We start from the raw sequence: 10,960 nt of genomic DNA on the forward strand, positions 1-10,960 counted from the left end.
GGAGGGGGCGTCGTCCACCACATCATTCGCGTCGCTTTGACCGCGCACTGAAGACCTCCGATCTACGCTGACAAGCGGACAATTTCCGAGCCGGTTGGCAGGTCTCAAACGTGTCACATCCGGACATGCCGCCGCACGTCTATTTAGACCGTACGAAGGTGACGATGCTGCGCGTCATCCCCTTGTCCGCCCAATTCGGGTTCACACGCCATGGCGACAACACTTGCAGTCGCTCACCGTCCACAGTGAGAGATCGGACTTGTTCGGTGCCGACCCACTCGGGAATCCGCGCCACCTCGACCTTGGTAGTCCACTTGTCCCCTTCAACGCGATAAGTGCCGGTATAGGCGACGAGAGTGGTAAACAGTTCGGCACGTTCCTGGCTGGACTTCGCAGGCTCGCGCGCCTCTCCGGTCAGGACGAGGAACACGCGCCCTTCGGCGTTGAAGACAACATAGCCAGTCGGGTTTTGTCCCATCGCCGGCCCTTTCTCGCCGGTCGCCTGAACTTCGGTTTCGTAGGAAACTAGCTTCCAGGTGCCGAGTACCTTGTTGCTGTCGTCACCGAAGCTCGGCTGACCGACGAGGCACAGCACGAACATGAATCCCAAAAGTCTGAACATCGTTTCCTCCCATGCACGCGGCTTGCTGCGGGCGCACGAGCGGCTACGTCTCTCGCCGACTCAGGTAAATTTCGCGATCTGCTGAATCGGACGCGCTCCGATCAGGGAAGAAGTTCGGCACGGCGGAGCCTCCGTCGCAATGTCCGAGACGGATCGCTATAGGTCCTTCCGCCAAGCCCGATGCGAAGTCCGCTTCGACCCAAAAACTGACCTGATTCTCACACCTAATCCGGTGGCGACCTGCCTGCTGCGCAAGCTCCACTACCGGTGACCCAGCTCCTAATCAATTACCTCGTGCGACAGGATGAGGCGTCATTCACCCTAGTGCTCGTCCAGAGCAGCGGCGTACCAAAGGCTATTGAATGCTTCTTCGATCGCCCAGCCGACGTTCCTCCCGCGTGATCTAAGCTTGTCGAGACGCTCGAGGTAGATCATACGCTCGTCAGGAGCTAGGCTTGATACGATTTCGAGAGACCGTTCGTACATGCGGATCAAAGCGGCAAAATAGCCTTCATCTTCCATGCTGTAGGATTCAAGAAAGCCGAATGCCTCCTCGCAATAAAATATCGACAGTTCCGCTATTCCATCCGAATGCCCAATGGCTTTCTTGTAATCCGCAATCGCCTTCTTGGCTTTCGAAACCGATACCGACTGGCCTTTCATTAGGTCCGGGGATATCCATCTCGAAATACTCGCCTTGAAGGGCTGGAGCTGATCATGGCCCAAGCCCAAGCGGGCGTGCAAGAATGCCTGGTTGTCTTTGCTCGCAGTATAGAGGTCTTGCACTAGTCCCCGAAGGCCCGCGCGATCGAAATCTAGGAGCGCGGCCTTAACGTCGCCCCAAGTTGGTGACGCATTCTTGCTACGGACCACGGCCACGAACCCTTCAAAGATGGTGAACGAGCTTCTCGGCGGCTAAAGATACACGACTTACGCAAAAGGAGCAGATGGCCGGGTCAAGGATGCCTAACCAGTGACACATGCTCTCCTCCTCTGTAACCGAGGAGTACGACCATGCAGAATCAAGTAAAAGCTGCCCTGACGCCTGATAAACGGCTGCCCTGGAACAAGGGAAAGCTGACAGGGGCAAAGCCACCGCTGCGACCCAAACACGTCTGGTCAATCCGCACGAAACTCCAGATCGAAGGCCGCACTCGCGACCTCGCCATGTTCAATCTGGCGATAGACAGTAAGCTTCGCGGCTGTGATGTCGTCGCCATCCGCGTCGAGGATGTCGCTGGTGGCGGGTACACGGCGGATCGCGCAACGGTCCGACAAAAGAAAACCGGGCGAGCTGTCAGATTTGAATTGAGTGAGCAGACCCGCCAGGCGGTCGATGACTATCTAAAGGCCGCCAACAAAAAACCCGGGGACTTCTTGTTCACGGGCCCTCGTGGTCCAGACCGCAACATGACAACGCGCCAATATGCGCGGCTCGTCTCCGATTGGATTGGAAGCGTCGGGCTGGACCCGAGACTGTTTGGGACGCATTCGTTGCGACGCACAAAGGCTACCCTGATCTATCGGCGGACGGGCAATCTCAGGGCCGTCCAACTCTTGCTCGGGCATACCAAGATCGAAAGCACGGTCCGCTATCTCGGCATTGAGGTGGATGACGCCCTCGGAATAGCGGAACAAGTTGATGTCTGAAGTACCCGGGCAGAGCGGACGTGCTCTGCCCGGCCCTTAACCGCCGCTTTGTGCCACGAGCAGACTTGGCAAAGCTGCTTTTGAGGCGGATTGGCTTCGCTAGGCTAATGCCGACACAAGCCACAGACCCACATGCAGGCCGCGCCCGTCTGCTCCGATATTTGCGGCGAGCGCGTTGCGAACCGCTTCTGTGGCGCGTATCCGTTGCTCGCCCGAGGCATTTTCGAGGAGCGCAGGCAACGGGCCAGCCTGCGTGATGAACGCCATGCTTTGCGTGGTGTCCTTGCCGTGAATCGGCACGTTGGTCGCCTTGAGCGCCACCTCGCGAAACCCGGCCTCAGTCAGGATGCCACGTAGGCGCTCCTCGCGCGCGAGCGAAAACATCCCCGGTGCCAATGGATCCACCGGCGGCTGAGGCGGCACATGCGGCCGTGCAGCCTCGATCGGCACGCGAAACCATGGACTCTCCGGCATGGTCCGAAAACAGACGAACACCAGCCGCCCGCCTGCCTTCATGCCGCTGCGGATATTCGTGAACGCCCTGATAGGGTCATCGAAGAACATCACGCCGAATCGCGAATAAACTAGATCCGCCCAGCGCGGTTCAAAGGCGTAGCTCGTCGCGTCGGCCAGTGCAAAGGCTGCGTTGCTAAGTGTCGCCTCGGTGGCACGATGCTTGGCGAAGTCAAGCATCGGGACCGAGACGTCGACGCCCAACACAGCGCCTGATGGTCCAACAACCTTAGCAAAGGCCAACAGTGTGTCGCCGGTTCCGCATCCGATATCGATCACATGCTCGCCCGGCTTTGCTGCCGCGGCATCTAAGCTGACGCTCGTGACCGACGTGAAGACGTCACTGATCACGGCTTGCTGCGAAACCCATGAGCGACCCATGGTGCTGTTCCAAAACTCTGCTCCACGAGGGTTTGGCGTAGGCGATGGCATTTGGCGAATGTCCTGGTTCTAAAAAAGGCCTATGGAGTTATCCTCATAGGCTGCACGATATCTCAGATCGAACGCAAGGCTGAAATGTCCGCAACGGGTCACAAGCGGCGGTCCGGCCGCTCATCTCGTCATGTCCGGTTTTCCTCTGCGAGCGGCCTTTGCGGCCGCTCAAAGGCAGTTCGGCTGAGAGCCAACAGCAGACTCATGCACCGCATGCAGTTCAATGCTTTGCAATGAATGCAAGCACCTTCTCATTGAAGGCTTGGGGGTTATCAACCTCCATCTGATGAGATGCCGCCGGAATCGTTGCACGTTCTACGCTCGGTAAGCAATGCTCCAGTCTGTCGTTGATGAGACGGAACATCTTAGGACTGCGCTCCCCGTCGAGAAGCAATGTTGGCGATTTCACCTTCTGCACATCCTCGCATGTGGTGGGCGGGAAGAGGTCTCGTGATGAGGCCTCGCCCTTTAGTTCCTGGGCATTGTCCATGAGGCGCTTCAGAACGGGAGGTGGGAGTTTCTCGTACGAACCCTGGCCCAACACGCCGTTCACAAATCTGCGCACTCCTTCTTCGTCATTGCCCTGCTTGAATGCTTCGCTCGTAGCGATTGATCTCGTGATAGCGGCGGTAAGAAGAGCCTCTCCTTCAGGTGTAGTTTTTAGTAACGGCATTATGGGCGGTTCGCCCAGCGTCAGACTGCGAATGACTTCCGGGTGATCTCGTGCGACCAGGAACGCAATAAACGCCCCATACGAATGACCAATGAGATGAACCGGGGGGTAGATTAAGTGCCTTGATGAATGCAGCCAGGTCTCTCGCATGTATGGTGACAGAAAAATCTGTCGAATCTTTGGGCCATTGATTTGGATAGTGATACCGACGACTGTACGAGATTAGTCGATATCCCTTCGACAATGCCTGAAGCTGTCCATCCCATGTGCGGTAATCCTCCAGTGTGCCGTGCACCAACACCACTGGAGTTCCTTGCCCGAGTTCAATGTAATGCAGTGTAAGGTCATTAATTTGCCCCCCTCTTGTTTGCATCTCAGAAGAGGAAGCGCCCTTCTGCTGCGCGAATGACGGACTCGCGACGAAGAACATGGCTGCTACCGATATGAGGACGATGTCTTTCAGGACGAGCGTTCTCGATTGCATATGACTCTCCTGGTGTTGTGAGACGTGTCGGGGTGCTGGCGCGCACACGACCCTGCGCTGGGTGAGTCACGGCCGGCAAGAAGAGACGTCGATCAATTGAAGTGCGATGTCCGCCGACGGTACGCTAGCTAGCCGCTGTCCCATGCAATGACTTTGGCACGTCCGCTTCCGGAGCTAGGGCCAAATCTAGCCGATTTCACCGGCCTGAGGAATGATCTCTCGGCTCGACCAATGTCTCAAATGGGTTCAAAAGGGGCCGCGAGGATGTACGCGGACCGATGTCCGCTCTACTGCTGACGAACGACGTGGTGAAGATCTGAGCCGTCTTCGGCTAAGGGCCTACAACAGACCTCAGCCAAGAGTGCTTGCCACTGGGCTTGTTGTCCGCAGATGGAGGCTTTGCTGCCAACGTGGTAGAGTTGTCTATGGTTCGCAAAAAGCAGCAAGCCCCGTTGGCATTTAAGAACGCATCCAGGCTTGGTGACTGGCTTGAGAAGCACCATGGCACTGCGACCGAACTCTGGGTGCGGATCTTCAAATCAGACACGGGCGTGCCGTCGGTGACGTGGAACGATTGCGTTATCGAGTCCATCCGCGTCGGTTGGATCGACGGCCAGATGAAACCTTTCGACGACATGTCGTACTTGCAACGACTTACCCCGCGGAAGGTGAATTCCAATTGGTCGGCCAAGAACTGCCGTCATGCAACAACCCTGATCGCTGAAGGGCGGATGCTTCCCGCTGGATTGGCTCAGGTCGAAGCGGCCAAGTCGGATGGACGATGGGACACCGCATACGCGGGCTCAGCGGACATGACTATCCCGCAAGACTTTCTCGACGCCTTGGAGGACATGCGCGCGGCGAAAGCGTTCTTCGCGACGCTCGATCGCAGAAATCTCTATGCAATCTACTATCGCCTTCATACAGCGAAGAAGCCCGAGACGCGCGCTAGACGGATCGAGCAAATTGTTGCGAAACTGGATCGTGGCGAGAAGTTTCACTGACCCATGCAGCCTCTCGGAGTCAGTAAGCCATAGCGGGCAGATGATCGGCTGCACTGTGCCGCTTGTGAAGCAAAACCGGCCGTCGCTCCACCATCTTGATCCGGCATCACCCTGGTCCGCAATGGGTCATTTGCGCCGATTTAACTCGCCTACGGTGACTTCCGGTCTAACCCGGTGAACGGACATCTTCAGAGCCGGTCGGCAGGTCTCAAAGGGGCCACAAGCCGACCTGTCGCGGTGCAGTTCCTGAAGTTCGCTAAGGGCCCACAAACCGAAACGCTGTCTTGCCACCCGCGGCCTACCGAACCTGCGCTCGCAGCGCATTCCAAAGAGCAAACAGCTCAGCGGTCGCGGTCTGCTCACCGCCGAGCGCGGTCTGCACGAGAACAAGGTTTAGGTCCGGATCGACAAAGATAAATTGTCCGCGGAGGCCCTGGAGCGAGAAACGCCTGGTGTCTGCGGAATACCAGACTTGATAACCGTACTTCGCCAGGGGTGAGTCTGTGGGAAGCGCATCAGCAGCCGATGCCGTGAGCCAGTCTGCAGGCACGATATGCTTTCCATTCCAATTGCCGTGATTGGCCAGCATCAGGCCGAGCCGCGCCCAATCGCGCAGCACCGCGTTGACATAGGCAAACGTGATTTCCTGCCCGGTCGCATCGACGATCCACGTCGCATCAGCTTCCGCCCCCATTGGCTGCCAGAGCTTTTCGGCGGCATAGTCGGACACGGTTCGCTCGGTGGCAGCCGCGAGCACTAGGCCCAGTACCAGCGATTCAGCGGACGAATAAGAAAAACGCACGCCGGGCGGGGAGAGACGGGTATTGAACTGCTTCAACGCGGAGAGGCTGCCGGGAGAGCCCGGCTCGATCGTGAGACGGGCCAGCTTGTTAATATCGCTGGATCTGCTGCCGTAATCCTCCGAGAATGCGACACCTGAAGACATCAGCAGCAAAGCCTTGATCGGTGTCCGGCCGTATTCGGTGTCCTTCAGGTCAGGGACATAGCTTCCCGCGAGATCATCGACGGACCGGATAGCGCCCTCCTTAACGGCGATCCCGATTAGCAGCGAAAGCACGGTCTTCGCCATCGAGAAGGACGCTAGGCGATCCCTATCGGTGCGTCCGTACTGGTAACGCTCGACTAGGATCGTATTGTCTTTCGCGATCAATAGGCCGGTGACCGGTTGGCGATTGAGGTAGTCGTCGAGCGTCAGCTTGAGTCCGGCGAAGGCATATTGAATGACGGGTTCGTGCGCTGCGCGAGCCAGCGGGATTGACTGTTTCGGAGCACTGATAGTGCGTGCAGGAAACAGCGTGTCATAGCGGCTTAGCGCGCCTACCCGGCAGCGCTTTTGGTCAACATAGTCGATACCCTTGCAATTCGGATATCCGTCCTTCTGGCCAAATTCGTCTGCAGTCGGTCCATCCGCACGAAAGCGGGGACTGGCAGCTTGTGGTGCCGGTTCTGCTTGGGCGAAGGCGCGATGCGAATTCAGCGTGAGCACATCCAAAAGGAGGGGAAATGCCACCGCACTGGCGACGCAAAGTAGCTGTTTGAAGCTTCGTCCAGTCATTGAGTGAGCACCAAAGCAAATGAGGCTGGGGAAGATCATAATTGACCCTCATGCGTTAGCCAATGTCGGCTTGGGGTCAGACTCGGAAGTATCTAATCGCGCGAAATTTCGTCCGCTTCCCCTCAAGGAGCTGACCTAGCCGCCGCTTCGCAGATGGGCGGCTTAGGGCCAGATTCGGACCTCATGCAGCGCAGCAAGCAGGACCTGTTCGATCACCGCGTCGGCACGGGTGCGCGCCGGCTCATTCGGGCAACCCCGCTTTCCGCAGACCCTCAATCATAAGCTTCGAGTTTGATTGTCCGCCCCGAGCGATGAACGCAGATATTGTAAAGGCGGGATCGCCCTCAAGCGCCCGCGCCGCCGCCTCACCCGCCTCCGTGTCACGTCCGAGATGGGCGAAGGCGGACGCGAGAAGGCGGTAAGCTGCCGAAAAGGAGGGGTTGTGACGAAGGGCTTTCTTCCCTGCGATCATGGCCTCGTCAAACCGTCGAAGCTCAATAAGGGCCGTCCCCATCCCAAAGTATAGCATCGGGTCTACCGGGCTCAGGCGCTTGGCGCGTTCAAAGCTTCGAACCGCTTCCTCCCACAACCCCGCAATTCTGTAGACCCACCCTCTGTTGAACCATGCACCAAATGAATTCGGATTGAGCGCGACCGCCCGGTCAGCCATTGCAATCGCACTTTCACCGTCGCCGACCATGTACGCCGAGACTACGGCAGCCGTTGCTAACGTCTCTGCATCACCATGGCCGGCACTCAGGGCCAAGCGAGAAAGCCGAATTGCCTCGTTGCGCTCGAATTGAGGATCAAGCGAGTAGCCAAAAAGGACGTTTCGCATATGACAGGCACCCGCCAAGGAAGCGGCCTCGGCGAACCCGGGGTCAAGCTCCAAGGCGCGATGGAGCAGTCGAAGTGCCTCGGCCAACCCTTCACGTGTCAACAGATAGAACTGCTGCGCGGCGCGTAGAAGGAGGTCATACGCGGTAAGGTTCTCGGATCGCCGTCGCGTCGCCATTGCAAGTTCTGATTCAAACAACCTTGGCCGAATGGCCGAGACAACTGCGACCGTGACTTCATCCTGGAGAGCGAAAACGTCTGTGAGGTCACGCTCGAACCTGTCTGCCCAAATGTGCGCGCCCGTTACCGCATCAATCAACTGCCCTGTGATGCGAATTTTCCCAGATGCCTTGCGCACAGCCCCCTCAAGGACATAGCGCACGCCAAGCCTGCGTCCGACTTCCTTGATATCTACGGCTCGGCCTTTAAAGGTGAAGCTCGAATTGCGAGCGATCACGAACAACCATTTGAACCGCGAGAGCGCCGTGATGATCTCCTCTACCATCCCATCGGCAAAATACTCCTGCTCGGGATCGCCGCTCATGTTCTCGAACGGCAGCACGGCGATGGAGGGTTTGTCGGGAACCGCAAGCGCGCTCTCGGGCGCATCGCTGGGATTTGGACCCGCAACTTCTCGCGCCTCCCGCACTTGTCCGACGAAACGGAAGCCCTTCCGCGGCAGTGTTTTGATCAGGCGCTGTTTCTCGCCGGAATCGCCGATCGCGATCCTGGCGGCATTCAGGCGGGTGGTCAGCGCCGCATCAGAGACGATGCGTCCGTTCCAGATGGCGCTGATGAGATCGTCCTTGCTGACAACGCGCTCCCTGTTTCGGATCAGGTAATCAAGCAGATCGAACGTCTGGGGTGTGACAACGATCACGTCCGTTGCGCGGTGCAATTCGCGCCGGTCAGTATCCAATGCGTAATCCTCAAAGAGATAACGCAAGCTGCCATTCTCCCAGGTAGCCTCGGGCCCTCGGGAGGCCCTCCAGCGCCGCTGGCCCAAAGAATAAGCTGCCGGTAAGGAAAATGTAAGCCACCTGTTAAGCGCGCCAACGCCTGTCGCAGCATCCTCGCTTGGTGAAACGATCCAAGCCTGGACACATCGAATGAGCACGATCCACGGGTCCGCCGAGCTAGGCAAGCAACCGCAAAGCGGCAAGTCTACAGCCCCCTCGAAAGATATTGGGACGCGTTCTGGAATGCACTTCAGGGGTTGCGCAAGCGCGAGAGGCTGCGAACCCAATTGTGCCACCTGAGCGAAAGGGAGCTAACGGATGTTGGTATCACCCGCGGTGAGATCGACTACGTCACTTCGAATCGGTCGAGGCGAGATGTCACAACACCGCATCATTCGATAAGATGGCACGGCGCCATTATCCTTATGCTGCTCTGCACGTGCAGCCTCGGATTCCCGAGCGAGGCCAGAGCTCAATGCACGGCGAGGGATGGTTTGCAAAACCAACTGAGACTCAAGAAGACTGCCTCACCTATTATGCCGCAGGTTCTAGTCAGGTCTGCCGTCGATATTCCGGTATGGAAGAAGATTACAGTAGGGAGGTTTTCAGATTCGTTTGCTCTTCGTAACGCGTTGTATGCAGTAGGTTGTGGTGTCGGAGGCTCGGCTGGGGAAATTCTTGCTCGACCGGCGTTTACCCTCAGCGCCACGAAAGCAGACCTGGAGCTCTTTACGGTATCGGCGGCGGAACTGGGCTTTCAAACCGAGACTGCGTCGCTGGGGCAAATTTATGCCCGCGCTCAACAGCTAGGTTTTGGTCTTGCGGCAGCGGAGATCGCTCCGCACCTGAGGCTTCAATACCTAGATCAGCCGATCGGTGAATTTCTCATTATCGGAATGGAGCCGATCAATACATGGGAAGGCGAGCCGGTCATATTAACTGTAGCCAATGGCGGAGCGGGACTAATCCTCATCGGCCAAGATGGCCGAGCTGACGCAGAGATTTCCGTGGCGTCCCGTTTTGTATTCCTGAGGCCCTATAAAGACGTACCTGCGGAGGCAGCACTCGTCCATCCCTGACTTGCGACACCGTATTGTGATACACTCCTTGTTTAAGGCGGGTAGGTACGAGGTACAGAAAACTATCCCGACTGAGAGCAAAGCGGCCTGGGCGACGATTTCCAAGCTCATGGGTGAGGACCAAAAGCCACATTACGTACGCCAGAAGGGAGATCGCAATGTTTCGCCTCGTCGTTGGTTTCGCCGCAGCGTCCTGTATTTTGATCGGGGTTGCCATTGCCCGCTCAGACGATGTCAAGCGCGTCTCTGCAAACGGGACTGAGCTTTCCTACGTGGAAGTCGGTCAGGGCGAACCGGTCATATTTGTTCACGGCGGCCTTCAAGATTACCGAATGGGCTGCAGCATCTTCCAAGGTTCGCCGATCGCTATCGCGCCATTGCCTACAGCCGCCGCAACCACTTCCCAAATGAGGCAAGTCCTGAGGGCATGCCGGATGGCGCTGCGGATGCCCACGGCGAGGATCTTGCCGCGTTTGTGCGGGCTCTAGGCTTGTCGAAGGTCCGGATCGTTGCGCATTCGTCTGGCGCGCATGCGGCGCTGTTCTTTGTTCTTTGCCGCCGTGCGTCCGGAAATGGTGGTCAGCCTGACGCTCAACGAACCGCCCGCGACGGGCATCCTGGCCGGCGTTCCCGGCGTCGCCGACATGTTGAAAGAGTGGGGCAATGCCCAGGCGCCGGCGAGGGAGGCAGTCAAGGCAGGCGACGTGAAAACCGGCATACCGCTGTTCGTGAATGCTGTCGGCGGACCGGGCGCATATGAACGTCGTTCCAATGCCGACCAGAAAATGAACTTCGACAACGTGGCGTCCTTTCAAGCCGACGCCACAACGAAACGCCCGAGGCCAGTGTTCACATGCGAAATGGCCAAGTCGATCAGTGCGCCAGCGCTTCTGTCCAATGGCGAGCGAAGTCCCAAATTCTTCTATCGAATTGTCGACCAGCTAGAGACCTGCCTACCAAACCGCGAGAGGATCATCATTGCCGGAAGTTCGCACACCGTGCCTGCAGAAGCTCCTGACGCGTACGATCAGGCTGTCCTTACGTTTATGAGCAAACATTAACGCCGCAAGTCCGGTTTGGGTCACGTGTGGACGGCGCCCTGGCAAGAACTTTCTGACGTTTTGCAGCATT

Annotated in this window: 11 protein-coding genes and 1 pseudogene; 5 read left to right on the forward strand and 7 right to left on the reverse strand. The window is 57.7% G+C overall.

The window, feature by feature from the left end; translation table 11 throughout:
* Positions 1-139: 139 nt before the first annotated feature.
* Together KJQ96_RS15035 and KJQ96_RS15040 are read right to left on the reverse strand one after the other, a co-directional pair.
* Positions 140-622, reverse strand: a complete 483-nt coding sequence (locus tag KJQ96_RS15035) for a lipocalin-like domain-containing protein (protein WP_309142415.1) — start codon at positions 620-622, stop codon at positions 140-142.
* A gap of 321 nt (positions 623-943) precedes the next feature.
* Positions 944-1,408 (reverse strand): hypothetical protein, encoded by a 465-nt coding sequence (locus KJQ96_RS15040; RefSeq protein WP_213287352.1) that lies wholly within the window; start codon positions 1,406-1,408, stop codon positions 944-946.
* 228 nt (positions 1,409-1,636) lie between these two features.
* Between KJQ96_RS15040 and KJQ96_RS15045 the strand changes: the two genes are divergently transcribed.
* Positions 1,637-2,272, forward strand: coding sequence for a tyrosine-type recombinase/integrase (locus tag KJQ96_RS15045; RefSeq protein ID WP_213287353.1), 636 nt, complete (start codon positions 1,637-1,639; stop codon positions 2,270-2,272).
* Between the two features lie 99 nt (positions 2,273-2,371).
* On the opposite strand, the gene KJQ96_RS15050 is transcribed toward KJQ96_RS15045, so the two are convergent.
* The 3 genes and pseudogenes from KJQ96_RS15050 to KJQ96_RS42020 form a co-directional block, all read right to left on the reverse strand.
* Positions 2,372-3,217, reverse strand: a complete 846-nt coding sequence (locus KJQ96_RS15050; protein WP_309142416.1) for a methyltransferase domain-containing protein — start codon at positions 3,215-3,217, stop codon at positions 2,372-2,374.
* Positions 3,218-3,437: 220 nt separating this feature from the next.
* The gene (locus tag KJQ96_RS15055) at positions 3,438-4,040 is read right to left on the reverse strand and encodes an alpha/beta fold hydrolase (RefSeq protein ID WP_213287355.1); all 603 of its coding nucleotides are present in this window, start codon (positions 4,038-4,040) and stop codon (positions 3,438-3,440) included.
* A 16-nt stretch (positions 4,041-4,056) separates the two neighbouring features.
* Positions 4,057-4,374 (reverse strand): annotated as a pseudogene (locus KJQ96_RS42020) (hypothetical protein); the annotation flags it as partial.
* A 365-nt stretch (positions 4,375-4,739) separates the two neighbouring features.
* Here KJQ96_RS42020 and KJQ96_RS15060 point away from each other — a divergent pair.
* Positions 4,740-5,378: a YdeI family protein gene (locus KJQ96_RS15060; protein ID WP_249734076.1), complete on the forward strand. Its 639-nt coding sequence runs from the start codon at positions 4,740-4,742 to the stop codon at positions 5,376-5,378.
* A gap of 298 nt (positions 5,379-5,676) precedes the next feature.
* Here KJQ96_RS15060 and KJQ96_RS15065 read toward each other — a convergent pair whose 3' ends face one another.
* Both KJQ96_RS15065 and KJQ96_RS15070 read right to left on the reverse strand, forming a co-directional pair.
* Positions 5,677-6,993 carry a serine hydrolase gene (locus KJQ96_RS15065; protein ID WP_213287356.1) on the reverse strand — a complete coding sequence of 439 codons (1,317 nt, stop codon included), beginning with the start codon at positions 6,991-6,993 and terminating at the stop codon, positions 5,677-5,679.
* A gap of 202 nt (positions 6,994-7,195) precedes the next feature.
* Positions 7,196-8,737, reverse strand: coding sequence for a winged helix-turn-helix domain-containing tetratricopeptide repeat protein (locus KJQ96_RS15070; protein ID WP_213287357.1), 1,542 nt, complete (start codon positions 8,735-8,737; stop codon positions 7,196-7,198).
* A gap of 438 nt (positions 8,738-9,175) precedes the next feature.
* On the opposite strand from KJQ96_RS15070, the gene KJQ96_RS15075 reads away from it, so the two are divergent.
* The 3 genes from KJQ96_RS15075 to KJQ96_RS42025 all read left to right on the forward strand — a co-directional run bounded on the left by KJQ96_RS15075 (position 9,176) and on the right by KJQ96_RS42025 (position 10,589).
* A complete protein-coding gene (locus KJQ96_RS15075) occupies positions 9,176-9,829 on the forward strand; it encodes a hypothetical protein (RefSeq protein WP_249734095.1) in 654 nt (217 codons plus the stop codon).
* A gap of 158 nt (positions 9,830-9,987) precedes the next feature.
* Positions 9,988-10,317, forward strand: a complete 330-nt coding sequence (locus tag KJQ96_RS15080; protein ID WP_213287358.1) for a hypothetical protein — start codon at positions 9,988-9,990, stop codon at positions 10,315-10,317.
* Positions 10,206-10,589: an alpha/beta fold hydrolase gene (locus tag KJQ96_RS42025; RefSeq protein WP_375293172.1), complete on the forward strand. Its 384-nt coding sequence runs from the start codon at positions 10,206-10,208 to the stop codon at positions 10,587-10,589. The genes KJQ96_RS15080 and KJQ96_RS42025 overlap by 112 nt, the downstream gene beginning before the upstream one ends.
* Positions 10,590-10,960 lie beyond the last annotated feature (371 nt).

The sequence above is a fragment of the Bradyrhizobium sp. sGM-13 genome (assembly GCF_018398875.1).
Taxonomy (GTDB): Bacteria; Pseudomonadota; Alphaproteobacteria; order Rhizobiales; family Xanthobacteraceae; genus Bradyrhizobium.

Coding starts and splice junctions, on each gene's coding strand:
- KJQ96_RS15035 (WP_309142415.1), bottom strand. CDS start 622: ATGTTCAGACTTTTGGGATTCATGTTCGTGCTGTGCCTCGTCGGTCAG.
- KJQ96_RS15045 (WP_213287353.1), top strand. CDS start 1,637: ATGCAGAATCAAGTAAAAGCTGCCCTGACGCCTGATAAACGGCTGCCC.
- KJQ96_RS15050 (WP_309142416.1), bottom strand. CDS start 3,217: ATGCCATCGCCTACGCCAAACCCTCGTGGAGCAGAGTTTTGGAACAGC.
- KJQ96_RS15055 (WP_213287355.1), bottom strand. CDS start 4,040: ATGCGAGAGACCTGGCTGCATTCATCAAGGCACTTAATCTACCCCCCG.
- KJQ96_RS15065 (WP_213287356.1), bottom strand. CDS start 6,993: ATGATCTTCCCCAGCCTCATTTGCTTTGGTGCTCACTCAATGACTGGA.
- KJQ96_RS15075 (WP_249734095.1), top strand. CDS start 9,176: ATGCTGCTCTGCACGTGCAGCCTCGGATTCCCGAGCGAGGCCAGAGCT.
- KJQ96_RS15080 (WP_213287358.1), top strand. CDS start 9,988: ATGTTTCGCCTCGTCGTTGGTTTCGCCGCAGCGTCCTGTATTTTGATC.